The organism is Pseudomonas sp. Irchel s3b6 (genome assembly GCF_900187415.1).
Classification (GTDB): domain Bacteria; phylum Pseudomonadota; class Gammaproteobacteria; order Pseudomonadales; family Pseudomonadaceae; genus Aquipseudomonas.
The window spans coordinates 113700-134728 of record NZ_FYDM01000001.1; the positions used below are offsets into that span (position 1 = coordinate 113700).

The window sequence follows — 21029 nt, forward strand, 5'->3', positions numbered from 1 at the left end:
TTCCCCATCCACGGTTCAGCCGAAGTGAGGCGTCTGCGCAAGGCGATGACGCTCCCTTCGCCTGGAGTTATAGGCAGATTAAAAGCGAGGCAAGCATGGACAAAGAGCACGGGGCCAGTATTGACGGGGATCAATGGGCGCAGTGTGTACGCGAGCAGGGATGGCTGTGGAATCGCGCCAGCGAGCCGCTGTCGGGCGCAGCGCCGACCCTGATCCTGGCCCATGGTGCGGGCGCACCGATGGACAGCGATTTCATGACTGACATCGCTGCACGCCTTGCCGCCCGTGGCGTCAACGTGCTGCGCTTCGAGTTCCCGTACATGGCCCAGCGACGTATCGACGGCGGCAAGCGCCCACCCAACCCTGCACCGAAACTGCTGGAGTGTTGGCGCGCGGTGTATGCCGTGGTGCGACGCCATGTCACTGGGCGTCTGGCGATAGGTGGCAAGTCCATGGGCGGGCGGATGGCCAGTCTACTGGTCGATGAATTGGGCGCGGACGGGTTGGTGTGCCTGGGCTATCCGTTTTATGCGGTGGGCAAGCCGGAGAAACCCCGGGTGGAGCATCTGGCCGAGCTCAAGACCCCGACCTTGATTGTGCAGGGGGAGAGGGATGCGCTGGGCAACCGCCAGGCGGTGGAAGGCTACACATTGTCGCCGAACATCGAGCTGATGTGGCTGGTGGCGGGGGATCATGACTTGAAGCCGTTGAAGGCTTCCGGGTTTAGCCATGAGCAGCATCTGGAAGCGGCGGCTGCGAAGGTCGCAGGCTTTTTACAGGGTTTGTGATGATCGTACCCACGCTCTGCGTGGGGACGCCGCCAGGGACGCTCCGCGTTCCGATTTTGGAGGTGACGCAGAGCGTCACAAGATGCATTCCCACGCAGAGCGTGGGAATGATGGGGGTGACAGGCCTAGCGGTTAAACCGCTCCACCAACGAGTACTGGGTATTGGCTGTCCTGGTCAGCTCTTCACTCAACAGTGCCGAGCTCTGTGCCTGTTCCGAGGTGTGGTCGGCCAGTTGGGAAATGTTGCTGATGTTGCGGCTGATCTCTTCGGCAACCGCGCTCTGCTCTTCGGTCGCGGCGGCGATCTGGGTGGTCATGTCGGTGATGTTGGCCACCGCTTCACTGATGCCCACTAGCGCCTGGTCTGCTTCCAGGACCCGTGCCACACCTTCTTCAGCCTGGCGATGCCCGGCTTCCATGGTCTGGACCGCGGTGCTGGCGGTTTGCTGGAGCTTGGCGATCAGGCTGTGGATCTGCCCGGTCGATTCAGCGGTGCGTTGTGCCAGCTGTCGAACTTCGTCGGCCACCACCGCAAAGCCACGTCCCATCTCGCCGGCGCGAGCCGCTTCGATGGCGGCGTTCAAGGCCAGCAGGTTGGTCTGGTCGGCAATGCCTTTGATCACATCGACCACACCACCGATTTCGTCGCTGTCCTTGGCCAGCTGGGTGACGGTGAGGCCGGTCTCTCCCACCACCGCCGACAGGCGCTGAATGGCGTCGCGGGTTTCGCCGGCGATGTCACGCCCGCGCCCGGTCAGGCGGTTGGCTTCCTGGGTGGCGTCCGCCGTGCGCTGCACGTGGCTGGCAACTTCCTGGGTGGTCGCGGCCATCTGGTTGACGGCAGTGGCCACTTGTTCGGTTTCGACGCGCTGGCGCTCCAGGCCGCTGGAACTGTTGTGTGCCAGGGTATCGGATTGGCGCGCCTGGTCGGTCAGGTGCTCGGCGGTGTCCTGCAGACGGGTCAGGCAGGTCCTGAGGCGAGCTTCCTGGCTGAGGATCGACATCTCCAGGCGCGCCTGGGCACCGCGGCTGTCGGTGTACATCTGGGCGATCAGCGGGTCGGAGGTGGTCTGTTCGGCCAGGCGCAGCAGGCGCTTGATGCCGCGTTGTTGCCAACCCAGCCCCAGCAAGCCCAGTGGCACGCAAAGGCCGGCGGCCAGGGCAAAGCCCCATTGCGAGTTCAGCGTGGCGCCGATCATGAAGCTCAACTGGCTGACCAGAATGAACGGCAGCCAGTCCTGCAACACCGGCAACCATGTGTCGCGTTTAGGGATAGCCGACTTGCCCTGGTTGATGCGTTGATAGAGCGCTTCGGCGCGGCGGATCTGTTCAGCGGTGGGCTTGACCCGCACCGACTCGTAACCGACCACCTGATTGCCGTCGAACACCGGTGTGACATAGGCGTTCACCCAGTAGTGGTCACCGGTCTTGCAGCGATTCTTGACAATGCCCATCCATGGCAAGCCTTGTTTCAGTGTGCCCCACATGTGCGCGAACACCGCTGCCGGAACGTCGGGGTGACGGACCAGGTTGTGCGATGCACGGATCAGCTCCTCACGAGAAAACCCGCTGATCTCGACGAAGGCGTCATTGCAGTAGGTGATCACGCCCTTGGCATCGGTTGTGGAAATCAACCGTTGCTGAGCCGGGAAGGTCCGTTCGCGTTGTGTAATGGGCTGGTTATTACGCATGGCTTTTTCAATCCGCAAGGCTTTGACAGGGTGTCGGCATGGCGGGCGAATTATTGAAAATTTTTTTCAATTGTTGGCACTGCGTCGCAAAACGACCGATGCGTCAGTGGGCGAGCATCGGGTAGCTGAACAAGCCGAAATGCAGCAGGTTCAAGCCAAAATGCGTGGCGATCGCAGCAGCCAGTCCGCCGAAGCGGTAGGCCAGGCCATAACCGACGCCGGCCAGGCCCGCGAGCAGCACCCACTGCCAGCCCGCGCCCAGGTGCGCCAGGCCGAACAACAACGAGGCGAGCAGCAACGCCAGGTGCTCGCCATAAGGCAGGTGCTTGAAGTGCCGGCTCAGGCCACCTTGAATGTAGCCACGAAACAGGGCTTCCTCGACCAGGGTCACCAGCAACAGATTGTTGAGCACCCACAACCAGGCCTGGTCTGGCCATTTTGGTGCCCAGTTGATCATGCCCAGCAACAGCGCGCCGCCAAGACCCAGCGTTGCGCTCAAGATCAATGCCGCGGCTGTGGCGCGAATGGCCTGGGGCAGCGAGCGCCGGCCGACGATCCACGGGCAGACCAGCAACAGCCAGAAGCCGATCAGTGGCTTGTCCAGATTCAGGTACAGGACGAAGGTGACGGCGTCGTCCGTGAAGCGCTGCGGGTTGATCCCGCGGCCATTGTAGAAACCGGGCAGCCAGTGCAGCGCCAGCGCCAGGGTCATCACGATGAACAAGGCGTGGCCCAGGTAGCGACCGATGAGCACCTGTCGCTGATGTACGGCATAACCGGCGAACAGCAACAGGCTGAAGGAGATGACGGCCAACCCGCCGAGTCGACCATAGGCCAGCGCCATGCCGTAACCCATGGAGAGGAGTGCCAGGTACGTCCATGGCAAGGCAAGCATGTGCAGTCCTTACGCGCCTACGGGGCGGGGGTGTTTGCGGGGGCGCAATTATAAACAGCGAACCTACAAAAACACCGCCCTGAGGCGGTGTCTTTGTGGGAGGGGTGTTATGAGGCAATCAATTGTCGCAACACGTAGTGCAAAATCCCTCCGGCCTTGAAGTATTCCACTTCGTTGAGGGTGTCGATCCGGCACAGCACTTCGATTTTTTCGCTGCTGCCGTCCTCACGGGTGATCACCAGGGGCAGGTTCATTCGTGGCGTGAGCTCGACCTGGCTCAGGCCCTCAATGCTGAATGTCTCTTTGCCCGTGAGGTTGAGGCTCTTGCGGTTCTGGTCGAGCTTGAACTGCAGCGGCAGGACGCCCATGCCCACCAGGTTGGAGCGGTGGATCCGCTCGAAGCTTTCGGCGATGACCGCCTTGACCCCCAGAAGATTGGTGCCCTTGGCGGCCCAGTCGCGGCTGGAGCCGGTGCCGTATTCCTGGCCTGCGATTACCACCAGCGGGGTGCCCTCGGCTTGATAGCGCATGGCGGCATCGTAGATGGCCAGCTTCTCGCCACTGGGAATGTGCAAGGTGTTGCCGCCTTCTTCGCCACCGAGCATTTCGTTGCGGATCCGGATATTGGCGAAGGTGCCGCGCATCATCACCTCATGATTGCCGCGCCGTGAGCCATAGGAGTTGAAGTCTCGCGGCTCCACGCCTTGTGCGCGCAGGTAGTGGCCGGCCGGGCTGTCGACCTTGATGTTGCCAGCGGGGGAGATGTGGTCGGTGGTCACCGAGTCGCCGAGCAGGGCCAGGACCCGGGCGCCGCTGATGTCCTGAATCACCGGCAGGGGGCCGGCGATGTCGTCGAAGAACGGCGGGTGCTGGATGTAGGTCGAGTCCTTCTGCCAGACATAAGTGGCGGCCTGCGGCACCTGGATGGCTTGCCACTGTGCGTCGCCGGTAAAGACTTCGGCGTACTCCTTGTGGAACATGGCGGTGTTGACCTGATTCACCGCGTCGGCAATCTCCTGGGTGCTGGGCCAGATGTCCCGCAGGTAGACCGGGTTGCCGTCCTTGTCATTGCCCAGGGACTCGCTGCTGATATCGATGCGTACGGTGCCGGCCAAAGCATAGGCCACCACCAGGGGCGGGGAGGCCAGCCAGTTGGTTTTCACCAGCGGATGCACCCGGCCTTCGAAGTTGCGGTTGCCGGACAGGACCGAGGCCACGGTGAGGTCAGAGCTCTGGATGGCTTTTTCAATCGGTTCGGGCAGCGGTCCGGAGTTGCCGATGCAGGTGGTACAGCCATAGCCGACCAAGGCAAAACCCAGTTGGTCGAGGTACTGGGTCAGGCCCGCAGCCTTGTAGTAGTCGGTGACCACCTTGGAACCGGGGGCCAGCGAACTCTTGACCCAGGGTTTGCGCTTGAGGCCTTTTTCCACGGCTTTTTTTGCCAACAGGCCTGCCGCCATCATCACGCTCGGGTTGGAGGTGTTGGTGCAGGAGGTGATGGCGGCAATCACCACGGCGCCGTTTTTCAGGCGGTGGGTGTAGCCCTCAAAATGGTAGTCAGCCTCACCGATCAGGTCGGCATTGCCCACGGCAACGCCACCGCCGCCTTCGCTCTCCAGGCGACTTTCTTCCTTGCTGGTGGGTTTGATCTGTAGCCCGAGGAAGTCGTTGAACGCCTGGCCGACATTCGGCAGCGACACCCGGTCCTGTGGACGTTTCGGCCCCGCCAGGCTGGCTTCGACGCTGCCCATGTCCAGCGCCAGGCTGTCGGTGAACACCGGTTCCTTGCCCGGCAGGCGCCACAGGCCCTGGACCTTGCAGTAGGCCTCCACCAGCTTGACCACCGCCGTGGGGCGGCCGGACAGGCGCAGGTAGTCCAGCGTCACCTCGTCCACCGGGAAGAACCCGCAGGTGGCGCCGTACTCCGGGGCCATGTTGGCGATGGTCGCGCGGTCGGCCAGCGGCAGATCGGCGAGGCCGTCACCATAGAATTCGACGAATTTGCCCACCACGCCTTTCTTGCGCAGCATCTGGGTGACGGTCAGCACCAGGTCGGTGGCGGTGATGCCTTCCTTGAGCTTGCCGGTGAGTTTGAAGCCGATCACTTCCGGGATCAGCATCGACACGGGCTGGCCGAGCATCGCCGCCTCTGCCTCGATGCCGCCCACGCCCCAGCCGAGTACGCCGAGGCCGTTGATCATGGTGGTGTGGGAGTCGGTGCCCACCAGGGTGTCCGGGAAGGCATAGGTGCGACCGTCTTCGTCCTTGGTCCACACCGTGCGCCCCAGGTACTCCAGGTTCACCTGGTGACAGATACCGGTGCCGGGGGGGACCACGCTGAAGTTGTCGAAGGCACTTTGCCCCCAGCGCAGGAAGGCATAACGCTCGCCGTTGCGCTGCATCTCGATGTCGACGTTCTGTTCAAAGGCGCGGCTACTGGCGAACTTGTCGACCATCACCGAGTGGTCGATCACCAGATCAACCGGTGACAGTGGATTGATCCGCTGCGGGTCGCCACCGGCCTTGGCCATGGCGGCGCGCATGGCGGCCAGGTCGACCACCGCCGGGACGCCGGTGAAGTCCTGCATCAGGACCCGTGCGGGGCGGTACTGGATTTCCCGGTCGCTGCGGCGTTCCTTGAGCCAGTCGGCGAGGGCCTTGAGGTCGGTGCCAGTGACGGTCTTGTCGTCCTCCCAGCGCAGCAGGTTTTCCAGCAGGACTTTGAGCGACATCGGTAGTTTGTCGAGATCGCCCAGGCTCCTGGCGGCGTGCGGGAGGCTGAAATAGTGGTAGGTCTTGTCGTCTATTTCCAGTGTCTCAAGGGTTTTCAGGCTATCGAGGGACGGCATTGAAATGACTCCTTTGGGTCCGCACGGCTACGGACAGGCGGGACGGACAGAGCTTTAAACCTAGCCCTGTTTCAAGTAGCTGGCTAATAACCGGACTCTATGGGCAGGTCCAGCGTTGCGAAGTCAGCTATCATGCGCCGGTTTTCGTGACAGGCTTTGCTACAGGGCAAGTTTGCGCGCATTTGCCCAGGAGATTTAATGAACATCCTCTTTATGCATTGCCGGCCAGGCTTCGAAGGTGAAGTCTGCTCCGAGATAGCCGAGCACGCCGCGCGCTTGAACGTGGCCGGTTATGCCAAGGCCAAGACCGGTGCTGCGTGCGCCGAGTTTGTCTGCACGGAAGAAGACGGCGCCGAACGCTTGATGCGCGGCCAGCGTTTCTCGCAGTTGATCTTTCCACGGCAATGGGCCCGTGGGATGTTTATCGACCTGCCGGAAACCGACCGCATCAGCGTGATCCTGGCGCACATGGCGGATTTCCCGGTGTGCGGCAGCCTGTGGCTGGAAATGGTCGACACCAACGACGGCAAAGAACTGTCGAACTTCTGCAGAAAGTTCGAAGTCCATCTGCGCAAGGCACTGATGGCCGCCGGCAAGCTGGTGGAAGATGCCCACAAGCCGCGTCTGTTGCTGACCTTCAAAAGCGGCCGTGAAGTGTTCATGGGCCTGGCCGAGGCCAACAACTCGGCCATGTGGCCGATGGGCATTCCGCGCTTGAAGTTCCCCCGTGAAGCGCCAAGCCGCTCCACCTTGAAGCTGGAAGAGGCCTGGCACCACTTCATCCCGCGTGATCAGTGGGACGAGCGCCTGCACAGTGACATGACTGGCGTCGACCTGGGTGCCGCCCCTGGCGGCTGGACCTGGCAGTTGGTCAACCGCGGCATGCTGGTGACCGCCATCGACAACGGCCCGATGGCCGAAAGCCTGATGGACACCGGGCTGGTGCAGCACTTGATGGCCGACGGTTTTACCTTCAAGCCCAAACAGCCGGTGGACTGGATGGTCTGCGACATTGTCGAGAAACCGGCGCGCAACGCGGCGATGCTGGAAGAGTGGATCGGCGACGGACATTGCCGCGAAGCGGTGGTCAACCTGAAGCTGCCGATGAAACAGCGTTACGCTGAAGTGAAGCGCCTGCTCGAGCGTATCGAGGACGGCTTCAAGGCACGTGGCATCAAGGTCGACATCGGTTGCAAGCAGCTGTACCACGACCGTGAGGAAGTGACCTGTCATTTGCGTCGGCATGATGTGAGCAAGCCGAAGAGACGCTAATTCCCGCGGACCAGGCTTTTGTGGCGAGGGGAGCCAGCTCCCTCGCCACAGGTACAGTTTGCATGCGCTGTTAACGCATCCGGTTTTGCGCGACAATGCCGGCCAGTTTCAGGAGTTAACCATGAGTGAAATGATCAATGCGCCGGTAGACGGCACCCTCGACGCCACTGGCCTCAATTGCCCGGAACCGGTGATGATGCTGCACCAGCACATCCGCGACCTGGTGCCTGGCGGCCTGCTCAAGGTGATTGCCACTGATCCGTCGACCCGTCGCGACATTCCCAAGTTTTGCGTGTTTCTGGACCATGAGCTGGTCGGGCAGCATGAAGACGCCGGAACCTTTCTGTACTGGATTCGCAAAAAGTCCGTTTAGCCAGCGTTTGTAGAGCTGCCAGTCAGACGTGTAGGAGCGAGCGCGCTCGCGATGGACGTCAACGATAACGCGTATTTTCTGGGTAAACGCGTTGCTCTGGAGTTCATCGCGAGCGCTCGAACGTCGACCGGCTGCTCCTACAAGGGTCAGCGTTCGTTCAATTGACTGATGCGTATCCGCTTGCGTGAACTGCGCACCAGCCGGATCGACAGCATCAACGCCGCGCAACTCAAGCCGGCAATCAACCCCTCCCACAGTCCGCTCGGGCCGCTGGCCGGGCCGAACCAGTCGGTCAGCCCCAGTACGTAGCCCACCGGCAAGCCAATGCCCCAGTAGGCAAACAGCGTCAGGATCATGGTCACCCGGGTGTCCTGGTAGCCGCGCAAGGCGCCCGCGCAGATCACCTGGATCGCATCGGAGAACTGGTACAGCGCCGCATACACGATCAGCATCGAGGCGATCTGGATCACCGCCTTGTCGGGGGTGTAGATCGAGGCGATGGGCTCGCGCAGCAGCAGGATCAGGCTCGCCGAGAACGCCGCGAACACCAGTGCCGCGCCCAGCCCGACCTTGGCCGCGAAGCGCGCCTGATACGGGTCACCGGCCCCCAGTGCCTGGCCCACTCGCACGGTGACCGCCATGCCCAGTGAATAAGGAATCATGAACAGCAACGAACTGATGTTCAGGGCAATCTGGTGCCCGGCCACCACAGTCGAGCCGAGGCTGCCGATCAGCAGGGCAATGACCGCGAAGATGCTGGACTCGGCGAAGACGGCGATACCAATTGGCAAGCCGATGCTGACCAGGCGCTTGATCACGGCCCACTGCGGGCGATCGAAACGCACCAGCACGCGGGTACGGGCATAGACGGGCGCCCAGCGGGTCCATCCGGCCATGCTCAGGGCCATGAACCACATGACGATGCCACTGGCCCAGCCACAGCCGACGCCACCCAGGGCAGGCAGGCCGAAATGGCCATAGATCAGCGCATAGTTCAGCGGGATGTTGAGCAGCAGGCCGCACAGGCCAATGACCATGCTTGGGCGGGTGCGGCCCATGCCATCGCTGTAGCAGCGCAGTACGTAATAGAAGGCAATGCCCGGCAAGCCGAAGGCGATACCGTGCAGGTAGCCCATGCTCGGTTCGATCAGCTGTGGGTCGACTTTCATCCAGTGCAGGATCGGCTCTGCGCTGAGCAGCAGGCCGCTGCCCATCAGTCCGACACAAAGTGCCAGCCACAAGGCCTGGCGTGCCAGCGGACCGATCTCATCGTACTGCTCTGCACCAAAGCGTTGGGCAATCTTGGGTGTGGTCGCCAGCAGAACGCCGGACATCAACAGGTAAATCGGGATCCAGATCGAATTGCCCAGAGCCACCGCAGCCAGGTCTCGTGGGCTCACCCTGCCGGCCATCACCGCATCGACGAAACCCATGGCCGTGGTGGCCAGTTGCGCGATGATGATCGGCACGGCCAGGCCAAGCAGCCCTTTGAGCTCCAGGCGAACCCGGGCCGGGCGGGGGAGGGAAGTAGCGGCGAGGCTGTCAGTCACAGAGTTCACAGGCGAAGCGTCCAGAAGGTGTTGATGCGCAAAGCGACGCATTCTACGCCTTTGACACAGCGGTCAGGAAAACTCCCGTGTTAGGGATTTGTAAACCCCGACTGACGGGAGCTGCGCTACACTGCCGATCCGCCAAAGGAGCCTGCCATGCTGATTGTTGCCGACGAAAATATCCCGCTGCTCGATGCCTTTTTTGAAGGGTTCGGCGAAATCCGCCGTGTGCCAGGACGCTCCATCGACCGTGCCACGGTCGAGCAGGCCGATGTGCTGCTCGTGCGCTCGGTGACCAACGTCAGTCGCGCGTTGCTCGAAGGCAGCAAGGTACGGTTTGTCGGCACCTGCACCATCGGCACGGATCACCTGGATCTGGATTATTTCCAGCAGGCCGGCATCACCTGGTCCAGTGCGCCGGGTTGCAATGCGCGAGGGGTGGTCGATTACGTGCTCGGCAGTCTGCTGACCCTGGCCGAGATCGAAGGCGTGGCGTTGACCGAGCGCACCTATGGCGTGGTCGGGGCCGGTGAGGTGGGCGGGCGACTGGTCAAGGTGCTCAAGGGGCTGGGCTGGAACGTGCTGGTCTGCGATCCGCCGCGCCAGGCCGTCGAAGGCGGCGATTACGTCAGCCTGGAGCAGATCGTTGCACAGTGTGACGTCATCAGTCTGCACACCCCGCTGACCAAGAGTGCCGAGCAGCCTACCTGGCACCTGTTCGATGAGCCACGTTTACGGCAGCTCAAGCCAGGCGCCTGGCTGATCAACGCCAGCCGTGGCCCGGTGGTGGATAACAGCGCGCTGCGCGAAGTCTTGCTGGAGCGCGAGGACCTGCAGGCGGTGCTGGATGTGTGGGAGGGCGAGCCGAGTGTGGATATCGCCCTGGCGGAACTGTGCGTGATCGCCACTCCGCATATCGCCGGCTACAGCCTGGATGGCAAGCAGCGCGGGACCGCGCAGATCTACCAGGCGCTTTGCCAGTTCCTCGGCCAACCCGCGACGGTTTCCCTGGATGATCTGCTGCCGGCGCCGTGGCTGGCACAGGTCAGCCTGAACGCCAGCAGTGATCCAGCCTGGGCCCTGGCGATGCTGTGCCGCGGGGTGTACGACCCGCGCCGTGACGATGCGGACTTTCGTCGCAGCCTGGTCGTCAGCGGTGCCGAACAACGCACGGCATTCGACCTGTTGCGCAAGCACTACCCGGAGCGACGCGAGATTGACGGGCTGAAGGTGCGGATCGAGGGTGATTCGCCAGCGTTACGGCAGATCGTGACGGCGCTGGGCGCGCAAGCAGTCTGAGTCATTCGCGCCCATAAAAAACCCGGCCTATAGGGGCCGGGTCGGAAGACGTAAGGCTATGTATCAATCTTGCTTGGCAGGCTTGACCAATCGCTGTTCCAGTTCGCGGCAAGCGCTCTGGATCATGGCTTCAGTGATCGGTACTTCGCGGCCCTGAGCATCAATAATCGAGCACCCCAGAGACTGGTCTGGCTGCGTGCGGATCACTTGAATCTTGTCATCGCTGCTGTGTTGCAAGGACATGGCCTGTCTCCTCATCAGGTTGTGCGCATAGTGTAGATCCGCCAAATGACCACGCTGTGACAGCTCCCCACAGGCGATGAGGCGGTCTATTCAGTCCATCAGAAATAACCTCTGACTGCCAGCCGGACTTTAGACCAATAACAACTAGGCTCTAGTGTCAGCGGTCATATTCAAACCGACTCATTGTGATTTACATCAGTTCAAACGGATTGACCGGTGTAGGCTCATCCTGTTGATCCTTACCGTTGGTCTTTTCGGATGATCCTGATGCTGTCTGCCCGTCACCGCCGCGCCATTCGTCTTTCCGTGCGGTTTATCGCGCCCTATCGTTGGCAGGCGTTGGGTGCCTTGCTGGCGCTGGTCGTCACGGCGGGCATTACCTTGTCTATGGGGCAGGGGATCCGCCTGCTGGTGGATCAGGGCTTCATGACCCGCTCGCCCCACCTGCTCAACCAGAGTATCGGCCTGTTCCTGATGTTGGTGGTGGGGCTGGCGATAGGCACCTTTACCCGGTTTTACCTGGTGTCATGGATCGGCGAGCGCTGCGTGGCCGATATCCGCCGGCAGGTGTTCAACCACTTGATCTACCTGCACCCGGGGTTCTACGAAAACAACCGAAGCTCCGAGATCCAGTCGCGCCTGACGGCCGACACCACGCTGTTGCAAACGGTGATTGGCTCCTCGCTGTCACTGTTCCTGCGCAATGGGTTGATGGTGATCGGCGGCATTGTGCTGCTGTTCATCACCAACCCAAAACTCACCAGCATTGTGGTGGTCGCCTTGCCCCTGGTGCTGGCGCCGATCCTGATTTTCGGGCGGCGGGTGCGTAGCCTGTCGCGCCAGAGCCAGGACCGTATCGCCGATGTCGGCAGTTATGTCTCGGAAACCCTGGGCCAGATCAAAACCGTGCAGGCCTACAATCATCAGGGGCAGGATGAACAACGCTTCGCGGTGACCGTGGAGCAGGCCTTCGATACGGCGCGCAAACGTATCCTGCAGCGGGCCTGGCTGATCACCCTGGTGATCGTCCTGGTGCTGGGGGCGGTCGGGGTGATGCTCTGGGTCGGCGGCATGGACGTGATCGCCGGACGCATCTCCACCGGCGAACTGGCGGCGTTTGTGTTTTACAGCCTGATTGTCGGCGGTGCCTTCGGGACTTTGAGCGAAGTGATTGGTGAGTTGCAGCGGGCAGCCGGGGCGGCGGAGCGGATTGCCGAGTTGCTGCGCTCGGAAAACATCATCCAGCCGCCCGTGACTGGCCGGGTGACATTGCCGGATCGGGTGCGTGGTGAACTGCAACTTGAAGACCTGCGCTTTTGCTACCCGTCACGCCCTGAAAGCTACGCAATCGACGGCCTGAGCCTGGCGATCAAGGCGGGTGAAACCCTGGCGCTGGTCGGCCCTTCCGGTGCGGGCAAGTCGACGGTGTATGACCTGCTGCTGCGTTTCTACGACCCGGTGCAGGGGCGCATTCTGCTCGATGGTGTGCCGTTGACCCGGCTCGACCCTCTGGATGTGCGCCGTTGCTTTGCCCTGGTGTCACAGACCCCGGCGCTGTTTTTCGGCAGCATCGAAGAGAATATTCGCTACGGTAAACCCTCGGCGACGCTGGAGCAGGTCCAGGAGGCGGCGAAGATTGCCTATGCCCACGAGTTCATCGAGCAGATGCCCAGCGGTTACCAGACCCATCTGGGCGATGGCGGGCAGGGCCTCTCCGGCGGTCAGCGCCAGCGCCTGGCCATCGCTCGGGCGCTGCTGGTGGACGCGCCGATCCTGTTGCTCGACGAAGCCACCAGCGCCCTCGATGCGCAGAGTGAACACCTGATCCAGCAAGCACTGCCCAGCCTGATGAAAAACCGCACCACCCTGGTCATCGCCCATCGCCTGGCCACGGTGAAAAATGCCGACCGGATTGCGGTGATGGATCAAGGCCGGCTGGTGGCGGTGGGGACGCATCAGGAGCTGGTCGTGAGCAATCCGTTGTACGCGCGGCTGGCGGCGCTGCAGTTCAGTGACGGACAGACTGCCCTCACCGACCAGGCAACCGACTAAGTAGAACCCCACAAAAAATGCCCACATCTCGCGATATGGGCATTTTTCTTACGGCCAACCAGAGCGGCTTACAGCTTGCTGCTCTTATTGATCGTCAAAATACCGCTCATGCCAATCCACCAGCGGTTGCGGTGAATTGAGTTTCTGGCCGTAGATCACCGAGTACGACAACACGTTCTGCACGTACTGGCGGGTTTCGTCGAACGGGATGCTCTCCACCCAGACGTCGAAGCTCAGGTGGTCGGCGCCGCGCAGCCATTGGCGGACGCGGCCGGGGCCGGCGTTGTAGGCCGCGGAGGCGAGCACGCGGTTGCCATTGAACTGGCTGTGCACCTGGCTCAGGTAGGCGGCGCCGAGCTGGATGTTTTTCTCCGGATTCAGTACTTGCTGTGGCGAGGCCAGCGGAATGCTGAACTTGCGCGCGGTTTCCTTGGCGGTGGCGGGCATCAACTGCATCAGGCCGCTGGCGCCGACACTGGAGCGGGCATCCTCCATGAAGGCGCTTTCCTGGCGGGTAATGGCGAACACCCAGCTCGAATGCAGGCCACGGACCTTGGCTTCCCTGACCAGGGTGCCGCGGTAGGCCATCGGGAAACGGATGTCCAGGTCGTCCCAGTACTGCGCCTGACTGATGGTACGAATAGCCGGGAAGTACCACTTCAGGTCGTAGGCCAGCTTGGCCTGGGCAACCATTTCGTCACGGTTGAAGCGGCGACTGACGTGGTACCACTCGCGGCGCCCGTCGACGATCTGCCCGCGGGCATGGAACTCCAGTGCGCGGCGAATGCCCGGTGTGTTGCGCACCTTGTTGATCAGTGCCTGGCTCATCACCAGCGGCTTGTGGTTCAGGGAGTACGGTGATTGCGAGCGATCGGCCGCCAGGAAACCGTAGAAGTCCCGCTCGCGGGCGAGGTTGCGGTACAGGGTCTGTGCTTCCGGGTTCTTTGGCTGGGCCAGTTCCAGGCTGCGGGCCTGCCAGTAGCGCCAGCGGTTGGTGGTGGCCAGGTCCTGCGGCAGGCGGAGGGTCAGCTGATAGGCATCGTCCCAGCGGGCCAGGCGCAGCAACAGGCGCAGGCGCCATTCGGATACGGTGTTGTCACGCAGTTCCGGGTCGTACTTGGTCATGACATCAAGGGCGCGGCTGTCGTAGCGACGCGCCAGGGTCAGGCCGATTTCCCGGGCAATGGCGACTTTTTCGTCGCGGGAAAAATGCATGCGGCTGGCGTAATCGTCGAGCAACGCCATGGCCCGCTCCGGATCCTGGCGTGCCAGGCGCCGCAAGCCAAGGCTGACCACATCGCCCATGGCTTCATCGGCGGGGGTAAAGCGCGACGGCTGGTTAAGCAGCTCCGGCTTTTGCGCCACGTCCACCAGCAGGCGGCCACGGGGGGCCAGGGTGGTCATGTTGTTGATCAGACTGTTGGCCAGGGCATAGTTACGGCTCTGGGCGGCCAGTTTGGCGCGTTCCCAGCGCTTCTGCTCGGTCAGTTGGCCTTGGGCGGCCCACTGGGCAAACAGCGCATCACAGGCCGCCGGCTGGGATTTTCCAGTCAGCCAGAGTTTTTCGGTGTTGGCATAGCCTTCAGCCTTGAGATTGTGGCTGATCTGGTATTGGGCGTTGAGGCAGTCCAGCTCAGTGAAGTTGAGCTTGGGGTCGTAGTATTTGACGAAGGTCGACCAGTCGCCGCGCTCGGCCAGCCAGCGCAACCAGCGCAGCTTCATCCAGTTGGCCTGTGGCAGGTCACCGTGTTCGGCGAGGAACTTTTCGATTTCGGCATTGCTCGCGCTTTTCAGTCGCGCGGTCAGCTCGTCATAGGCCAGATAAGGTTCGAGCGGGTAGTCGGCGAGCGCCTGGCTGTAGCGAAAGTACGGGCCGGTGTCACCCTTGGCCAGGGCACGCTTGGCTTCATCGTAGTACTGGCGTTGGGTGGACAGGTCCACCGCCTGAGCGGATTGAGCGGCAGTGGCTGTAAGAAGCAGGCAGGATAAAAAACTGAAAAGGCGACTGCGCATGAGACATCCGGGCAGAGAAATCATGACAAGTGCCGGCTGGTGCCGGCACTGATTACTTGTAGCTTAGCCTTTTGCCAGCAACGGGTGAAAGCTTTGCCGGTTCGGCGGCACAAGTTCGCAACAATTAATGTGCAGAGTGCTTCGGCAGTGAAAATGCCGGCCTTCTGGAGCCTCAAGTCAGGTAGAATGCGCGCCCGGTTTTTGGAGAAGCTCATGACCCTGCTCAAATTCAGCGATGTGTCCCTTGCTTTCGGCGCTATGCCGTTGTTGGACAAGGTGTCCTGGCAGATCGCCCGTGGTGAGCGGGTGTGCATCATCGGCCGCAACGGCACAGGCAAGTCCAGCATGATGAAGCTGGTCAAGGGCGATCAGAAGCCCGATGACGGCTCTGTATGGCGTGCCCCTGGCCTCAAGATCGGCGAATTGCCGCAAGAATTGCCAGTGGCCGACGAGCGGACAGTGTTCGACGTGGTGGCCGAAGGCCTGGACGGTGTGGGCGAGCTGCTTGCGCAGTACCACCACCTGAGCCAGAACATCGTCACCGACGCCGACCTGGACAAGCTGATGCACGTCCAGCACGACCTCGAAGCTCGCGACGGCTGGCGTTTGCAGCAACTGGTCGACAGCACCCTGAGCCGTCTGCAATTGCCGGCCGACAAGACCCTCGCCGAATTGTCCGGCGGCTGGCGTCGTCGCGTCCTGCTGGCACAAGCCCTGGTTTCCGAGCCGGACCTGCTGCTGCTCGACGAACCGACCAACCACCTGGACATCGGTGCGATTGCCTGGCTTGAAGAAGCCCTGAAGGATTTCCAGGGCGCCGTGCTGTTCATCACGCACGACCGTTCCTTCCTGCAGAACCTTGCCACGCGCATCCTGGAACTGGATCGTGGCGGCCTGATCGACTGGAACGGCGACTACGCCAGTTTCCTGGTGCACAAGGAAGCCACACTGGCGGCTGAAGAAACCGCCAATGCGCTGTTCGACAAAAAGCTGGCCCAGGAAGAAGTCTGGATCCGCCAGGGCATCAAGGCCCGTCGCACCCGTAACGAAGGCCGCGTGCGTGCCCTCAAGGCCCTGCGTGTTGAGCGCAGCGAGCGTCGTGAGCGTACCGGCAAGGCCAATATCCAGCTGGACACCGCCGACAAGTCTGGCAAGCAAGTGATGGTCCTCGAGAACGTCAGCTTCGCTCACCCGGACGGCCCGTTCCTGATCAAGGATTTCTCCATGGTCTTGCAGCGCGGCGACCGTATCGGCCTGCTGGGCGCCAACGGTACCGGCAAGACCACCTTGCTGAAACTGATGCTCAACGGCTTGCAGCCGACCAGCGGCACCGTGGAAGAGGGGACGCGCATCGACGTGGCCTACTTCGACCAGTTGCGCCACCAGTTGGACCTGGAAAAGACCGTGATCGACAACGTGGCCGAAGGCCGCGATTTCATCGACATCGACGGCCAGAGCCGCCACGTGCTGAGCTACCTGGGCGACTTCCTGTTCAGCCCGCAGCGTGCCCGCACGCCGGTCAAGGCGCTGTCCGGTGGTGAGCGTGCCCGTCTGTTGCTGGCCAAGCTGTTCAGCAAGCCGGCCAACTTGCTGGTCCTCGACGAACCGACCAACGACCTGGACGTGGAAACCCTTGAGCTGCTGGAAGAGGTCCTGCTGACCTTCAACGGCACCGTGCTGATGGTCAGCCACGACCGGGCATTCCTCGATAACGTGGTCACCAGCACCCTGGTCTTCGAAGGTGAAGGCAAGGTCCGTGAATACGTCGGTGGTTACCAGGACTGGCTGCGTCAGGGTGGCTCGCCGCGCCTGCTGGGCGTGACCGAGAGCAAGTCCGGCAAGGCCGACCTGAACTCTGCCGTGGTCACCGCGGCACCTGCGCCGGCACCGGCTGTTCAGGAAGCACCGGCGGCGAAGAAGAAGCTCAGCTACAAGCTGCAGCGCGAGCTGGAAGCCTTGCCAGGGCAGATCGAGGCCATGGAACAGCAGATCGCTGTGGTTGAGGCCCAGATGGCCGACGCCGGGTTCTATCAGCGTCCTGCTGCCGAAACCGCGACGGTGATCGCTCAGCTGGAACAGTTGCAGGCTGAGCTCGACGTGATGGTCGAGCGTTGGGCCGAGCTGGATGCCTGAGTGATCCTGCGATAAAAAAGCCCGGCGTTCAGTGATGAGTGCCGGGCTTTTTGTATGCAGCAGGATCGACTCGATCCGCTGTAGGAGCGAGCTTGCTCGCGATGGTCGTCAACGATGACGCGGGGAGCCTGACACCCGCGTGGCGTTCTCGGGCTCATCGCGAGCAAGCTCGCTCCTACAGGGGGCGTGTCAGCTTTTGACCAGGCGTACCGCCAGCACATCGCACGGCGCGCCGTGCAGTACGTCGTTGGCGGTGGAACCCAGCAGCAATGCCAGGCCGTGACGACCATGGCTGCCGACGACAATCAGGTCACAACCTTGCTCCTTGGCGAAATGGTGGATTTCCTGGCGTGGCTGGCCGTAGGTCAGGTGGCTGTTTTCCTTGGAAAGCTCGGGGTATTTGTTGATCAGGCGCTCGAGGCGCTCCTTGGCCTGGTCGAACTGCTGTTGTTGCAATTGCGACAGGTCCATCGGCACGTCACCACCAAAGGCCATGGCCATCGGTTCGACGATGTGCACCAGGGACAGTTTGGCGCTGTTGCTGACCGACAGCTCGCGAGCGCGGTGAATCACAGGATCGCACTCTTCGGTTAGGTCTACGGCGACCAGAATATGGTGGTAGGGCATGAGGTGCTCCTCCTGAGGATTGCGATAAGGGTAAGTATGGCTGGTTTCAAGCGAATGGTTTTCGACAGGGATCAATTCGCTCATCAAGAATCGGGAGTACAGATATGACGGTCTGGATAGTGGTGTCAATCCTTGCAGTGGTGCTGAGCCCCTTGGCGTGGCTTCGGCCATCACGTCGCCAGGGTGGCCAGATGGCGCTGCGCATGGAGGCTCGGCGCATTGGCCTGGCCATGCAACTGGCGCCCCAGGTGTGGCCCCACTGGCTGGCGCCCGAGCCGCCCAGCCCCTGTGCGCAGTACCATCGGCCACGGCGCGGCAATCGGCCGGCGTGCTGGAGTTACTGGCAAAAGACCCCGGGGGTTTGGGTCAATCAGTGGCAGGAGGTCTGCGAGGATCGGGCGTTACTGATTCATTTCGAGAAGTTGCCGGCCAACGTGTACAAGGTCGAGGCCGACAAACAGATGATTACTCTGTATTGGGGCGAGAAGGGCGAGGTTGAGGTGTTGCAGCACATCGATGCCACGCTCAAGGCGCTCGCCTGAATACTTCGCTCCCCGTGGCGGCAGGCTTGGCTGGCCGCCGCGGGGGGCGTGTTTATGGCGGGGCATAAAAAGCCCGACATCATCATCGGGCTGGAGTTGGCCAGGCAGGCCGGCAATCGGGTTCGGTCCGATCTCACGCCGGGTATTCGCCCAAAGCGTTGATCTTTTTCCTTCAAGTCCTGCCAGCGTAGCTGCTTGAGCGCACGTTGCGTCGGATTAGGGCGACGTTTCTAAATATTGATTCTATGAATGTCTGTACAGGCTTCGGCGTGTTGCGGCTCTTCGCGTTACGGAAATGACTGCAAAGTCGAGTTTCAACCCGCATTTTGGGCGATTGACAATTGTCGGAAATTCCGTGAAGGTGGCGTACCCAAATCAAACGGGCGTATGAATTGAGCGTTTGTATTTCAGACCGCTCCTACAGAATCCCGACTATCGCGTTGGCGGGTGTGCCTGGTGGAATGGTGTCAGCATCGACGTATATGTCCATGCCGAGCCAGAACATCAGCGTCCGACGTGTACTGTTCAGCTTCCATATCGTGGAGATCAGTTGATGATTTACGAAGGTAAAGCCATCACGGTTACGGCTCTTGAAAGTGGCATCGTCGAACTGAAGTTCGACCTCAAGGGTGAGTCCGTCAACAAGTTCAACCGTCTAACCCTGAACGAATTGCGTCAGGCCGTGGACGCCATCAAGGCAGATGCGTCGGTCAAGGGTGTGATCGTCAGCAGCGGTAAAGACGTCTTCATCGTCGGCGCCGACATCACCGAATTCGTCGACAACTTCAAGCTGCCGGATGCAGAGCTGGTTGCTGGCAATCTCGAAGCCAACAAGATCTTCAGCGATTTCGAAGACCTCAATGTTCCGACCGTCGCCGCGATCAATGGCATCGCCTTGGGTGGCGGTCTGGAAATGTGCCTGGCGGCGGACTTCCGCGTCATGGCCTCCAGCGCGAAAATCGGCCTGCCGGAAGTCAAGCTGGGCATCTACCCAGGTTTCGGCGGTACCGTGCGCCTGCCGCGCATCATCGGTGCCGACAACGCCATCGAGTGGATTGCCGCTGGCAAGGAAAACCGTGCTGAAGACGCGCTGAAGGTTGGCGCCGTCGATGCCGTGGTTGCTCCCGAGAAGCTGGCGGACGCCGCATTGAGCCTGATCAAGGGCGCCATCAGCGGCGAATTTGACTACAAGGCCAAGCGTCAGCCAAAGCTGGAAAAACTCAAGCTCAACGCCATCGAACAAATGATGTCGTTCGAAACCGCCAAGGGTTTCGTGGCCGGCCAGGCGGGCCCGAACTACCCGGCACCGGTTGAAGCGATCAAGACCATTCAGAAAGCCGCGAACTTCGGTCGCGACAAGGCACTGGAAGTCGAAGCTGCAGGTTTCGTCAAGCTGGCCAAGACCTCTGCCGCGCAGAGCTTGATCGGTCTGTTCCTGAACGATCAGGAGCTGAAGAAAAAGGCCAAGGCCTACGACGAAATCGCCAAGGACGTGAAGCAGGCCGCCGTATTGGGCGCCGGCATCATGGGTGGCGGTATCGCCTATCAGTCGGCGTCCAAAGGCACGCCGATCCTGATGAAGGACATCAACGAGCACGGTATCGAGCAGGGTCTGGCCGAAGCCGCCAAGCTGCTGGTTGGCCGCGTTGACAAAGGCCGCATGACCGCCGCGAAAATGGCTGAAGTGCTCAACGGCATTCGTCCGACCCTGTCCTACGGTGACTTCGGTCACGTGGACCTGGTGGTTGAAGCCGTGGTCGAGAACCCGAAGGTCAAGCAAGCCGTACTGGCTGAAGTTGAAGACAAGGTCAAAGAGGACACCATCCTCGCCTCGAACACCTCGACCATTTCCATCACCTTGCTGGCCAAGGCCCTCAAGCGTCCGGAAAACTTCGTCGGCATGCACTTCTTCAACCCGGTGCACATGATGCCGCTGGTGGAAGTCATCCGTGGTGAGAAGTCCAGCGAGCTGGCTGTTGCTACCACCGTTGCCTACGCCAAGAAAATGGGCAAGAACCCGATCGTCGTCAACGACTGCCCGGGCTTTTTGGTCAACCGCGTGCTGTTCCCGTACTTCGGCGGTTTCGCCAAGCTGGTCAGCGCCGGTGTGGACTTCGTCCGTATCGACAAGATCATGGAAAAATTCGGCTGGCCGATGGGCCCGGCGTACCTGATGGACGTAGTCGGCATCGACACCGGCCACCACGGTCGTGACGTGATGGCCGAGGGCTTCCCGGACCGCATGAAGGACGACCGTCGTTCGGCCGTTGACGTGCTCTACGAAGCCAAGCGCCTGGGCCAGAAGAACGGCAAGGGCTTCTACGCCTACGAGACCGACAAGCGCGGCAAGCAGAAGAAAGTGGCCGACCCGTCGGTGCTGGAAGTGCTCAAGCCGATCGTTTACGAGCAGCGCGAAGTCACCGACGAAGACATCATCAACTGGATGATGATCCCGCTGTGCCTGGAAACCGTGCGTTGCCTGGAAGACGGCATTGTCGAAACCGCTGCCGAAGCCGACATGGGTCTGGTCTACGGTATTGGTTTCCCTCCATTCCGTGGTGGCGCGCTGCGCTACATCGATTCGCTCGGTGTTGCAGCATTCGTTGCCCTGGCTGACCAGTACGCTGATTTGGGCGCGCTGTACCACCCGACCGCGAAGCTGCGCGAGATGGCCAAGAACGGCCAGAGCTTCTTCGGTTAAG

15 protein-coding genes are annotated in these 21029 nt (G+C 61.5%); 8 read left to right on the forward strand and 7 right to left on the reverse strand.

What is annotated here, in order from left to right; genetic code table 11:
- The first annotated feature begins 95 nt into the window (after window positions 1–95).
- Entirely contained in the window at window positions 96–788 is a 693-nt protein-coding gene (locus CKW07_RS00515) for an alpha/beta family hydrolase (protein WP_095143112.1), read from the forward strand.
- A 125-nt stretch (window positions 789–913) separates the two neighbouring features.
- Here the strand turns inward: CKW07_RS00515 and CKW07_RS00520 are convergent, their stop codons facing one another.
- The 3 genes from CKW07_RS00520 to acnA all read right to left on the reverse strand — a co-directional run bounded on the left by CKW07_RS00520 (window position 914) and on the right by acnA (window position 6223).
- Complete coding sequence (locus tag CKW07_RS00520) at window positions 914–2479, reverse strand: PAS domain-containing methyl-accepting chemotaxis protein (RefSeq protein ID WP_095143113.1); 1566 nt, start codon at window positions 2477–2479, stop codon at window positions 914–916.
- A 103-nt stretch (window positions 2480–2582) separates the two neighbouring features.
- Window positions 2583–3374, reverse strand: a complete 792-nt coding sequence (locus CKW07_RS00525; protein WP_095143114.1) for a CPBP family intramembrane glutamic endopeptidase — start codon at window positions 3372–3374, stop codon at window positions 2583–2585.
- A 107-nt stretch (window positions 3375–3481) separates the two neighbouring features.
- Window positions 3482–6223 (reverse strand): aconitate hydratase AcnA, encoded by a 2742-nt coding sequence (gene acnA, locus CKW07_RS00530; protein ID WP_095143115.1) that lies wholly within the window; start codon window positions 6221–6223, stop codon window positions 3482–3484.
- A gap of 198 nt (window positions 6224–6421) precedes the next feature.
- On the opposite strand from acnA, the gene rlmM reads away from it, so the two are divergent.
- Together rlmM and tusA are read left to right on the forward strand one after the other, a co-directional pair.
- Entirely contained in the window at window positions 6422–7495 is a 1074-nt protein-coding gene (gene rlmM / locus CKW07_RS00535; protein ID WP_095143116.1) for a 23S rRNA (cytidine(2498)-2'-O)-methyltransferase RlmM, read from the forward strand.
- Window positions 7496–7616: 121 nt separating this feature from the next.
- Complete coding sequence (tusA, locus tag CKW07_RS00540; RefSeq protein WP_095082256.1) at window positions 7617–7868, forward strand: sulfurtransferase TusA; 252 nt, start codon at window positions 7617–7619, stop codon at window positions 7866–7868.
- 146 nt (window positions 7869–8014) lie between these two features.
- On the opposite strand, the gene CKW07_RS00545 is transcribed toward tusA, so the two are convergent.
- A complete protein-coding gene (locus tag CKW07_RS00545) occupies window positions 8015–9427 on the reverse strand; it encodes an MATE family efflux transporter (RefSeq protein WP_095143584.1) in 1413 nt (470 codons plus the stop codon).
- Window positions 9428–9574: 147 nt separating this feature from the next.
- On the opposite strand from CKW07_RS00545, the gene pdxB reads away from it, so the two are divergent.
- A complete protein-coding gene (gene pdxB / locus CKW07_RS00550; RefSeq protein ID WP_095143117.1) occupies window positions 9575–10717 on the forward strand; it encodes a 4-phosphoerythronate dehydrogenase PdxB in 1143 nt (380 codons plus the stop codon).
- Between the two features lie 63 nt (window positions 10718–10780).
- Here the strand turns inward: pdxB and CKW07_RS00555 are convergent, their stop codons facing one another.
- On the reverse strand, window positions 10781–10960 hold the full coding sequence (locus CKW07_RS00555) for a PA1571 family protein (RefSeq protein WP_095082259.1): 180 nt from the start codon (window positions 10958–10960) through the stop codon (window positions 10781–10783).
- A gap of 258 nt (window positions 10961–11218) precedes the next feature.
- On the opposite strand from CKW07_RS00555, the gene CKW07_RS00560 reads away from it, so the two are divergent.
- On the forward strand, window positions 11219–13012 hold the full coding sequence (locus CKW07_RS00560) for an ABC transporter transmembrane domain-containing protein (protein ID WP_095143118.1): 1794 nt from the start codon (window positions 11219–11221) through the stop codon (window positions 13010–13012).
- A gap of 84 nt (window positions 13013–13096) precedes the next feature.
- Here CKW07_RS00560 and CKW07_RS00565 read toward each other — a convergent pair whose 3' ends face one another.
- A complete protein-coding gene (locus CKW07_RS00565) occupies window positions 13097–15025 on the reverse strand; it encodes a transglycosylase SLT domain-containing protein (RefSeq protein WP_095143119.1) in 1929 nt (642 codons plus the stop codon).
- Window positions 15026–15238: 213 nt separating this feature from the next.
- Here CKW07_RS00565 and CKW07_RS00570 point away from each other — a divergent pair, with 213 nt between their 5' ends.
- Window positions 15239–17158: an ATP-binding cassette domain-containing protein gene (locus tag CKW07_RS00570; RefSeq protein ID WP_095143120.1), complete on the forward strand. Its 1920-nt coding sequence runs from the start codon at window positions 15239–15241 to the stop codon at window positions 17156–17158.
- 189 nt (window positions 17159–17347) lie between these two features.
- On the opposite strand, the gene CKW07_RS00575 is transcribed toward CKW07_RS00570, so the two are convergent.
- Window positions 17348–17785, reverse strand: coding sequence for a universal stress protein (locus CKW07_RS00575; RefSeq protein ID WP_095143121.1), 438 nt, complete (start codon window positions 17783–17785; stop codon window positions 17348–17350).
- A 104-nt stretch (window positions 17786–17889) separates the two neighbouring features.
- Between CKW07_RS00575 and CKW07_RS00580 the strand changes: the two genes are divergently transcribed.
- Window positions 17890–18327, forward strand: a complete 438-nt coding sequence (locus tag CKW07_RS00580; RefSeq protein ID WP_095143122.1) for a hypothetical protein — start codon at window positions 17890–17892, stop codon at window positions 18325–18327.
- A gap of 553 nt (window positions 18328–18880) precedes the next feature.
- Window positions 18881–21028, forward strand: a complete 2148-nt coding sequence (gene fadB / locus CKW07_RS00590; RefSeq protein WP_095143123.1) for a fatty acid oxidation complex subunit alpha FadB — start codon at window positions 18881–18883, stop codon at window positions 21026–21028.
- Window position 21029 lies beyond the last annotated feature (1 nt).

What these genes read in the sequence shown, in the direction of transcription:
- CKW07_RS00515 (WP_095143112.1), top strand. Translation starts at nt 96, where the DNA reads ATGGACAAAGAGCACGGGGCCAGTATTGACGGGGATCAATGGGCGCAG.
- CKW07_RS00520 (WP_095143113.1), bottom strand. Translation starts at nt 2,479, where the DNA reads ATGCGTAATAACCAGCCCATTACACAACGCGAACGGACCTTCCCGGCT.
- CKW07_RS00525 (WP_095143114.1), bottom strand. Translation starts at nt 3,374, where the DNA reads ATGCTTGCCTTGCCATGGACGTACCTGGCACTCCTCTCCATGGGTTAC.
- acnA (WP_095143115.1), bottom strand. Translation starts at nt 6,223, where the DNA reads ATGCCGTCCCTCGATAGCCTGAAAACCCTTGAGACACTGGAAATAGAC.
- rlmM (WP_095143116.1), top strand. Translation starts at nt 6,422, where the DNA reads ATGAACATCCTCTTTATGCATTGCCGGCCAGGCTTCGAAGGTGAAGTC.
- tusA (WP_095082256.1), top strand. Translation starts at nt 7,617, where the DNA reads ATGAGTGAAATGATCAATGCGCCGGTAGACGGCACCCTCGACGCCACT.
- pdxB (WP_095143117.1), top strand. Translation starts at nt 9,575, where the DNA reads ATGCTGATTGTTGCCGACGAAAATATCCCGCTGCTCGATGCCTTTTTT.
- CKW07_RS00555 (WP_095082259.1), bottom strand. Translation starts at nt 10,960, where the DNA reads ATGTCCTTGCAACACAGCAGCGATGACAAGATTCAAGTGATCCGCACG.
- CKW07_RS00560 (WP_095143118.1), top strand. Translation starts at nt 11,219, where the DNA reads ATGATCCTGATGCTGTCTGCCCGTCACCGCCGCGCCATTCGTCTTTCC.
- CKW07_RS00565 (WP_095143119.1), bottom strand. Translation starts at nt 15,025, where the DNA reads ATGCGCAGTCGCCTTTTCAGTTTTTTATCCTGCCTGCTTCTTACAGCC.
- CKW07_RS00570 (WP_095143120.1), top strand. Translation starts at nt 15,239, where the DNA reads ATGACCCTGCTCAAATTCAGCGATGTGTCCCTTGCTTTCGGCGCTATG.
- CKW07_RS00575 (WP_095143121.1), bottom strand. Translation starts at nt 17,785, where the DNA reads ATGCCCTACCACCATATTCTGGTCGCCGTAGACCTAACCGAAGAGTGC.
- CKW07_RS00580 (WP_095143122.1), top strand. Translation starts at nt 17,890, where the DNA reads ATGACGGTCTGGATAGTGGTGTCAATCCTTGCAGTGGTGCTGAGCCCC.
- fadB (WP_095143123.1), top strand. Translation starts at nt 18,881, where the DNA reads ATGATTTACGAAGGTAAAGCCATCACGGTTACGGCTCTTGAAAGTGGC.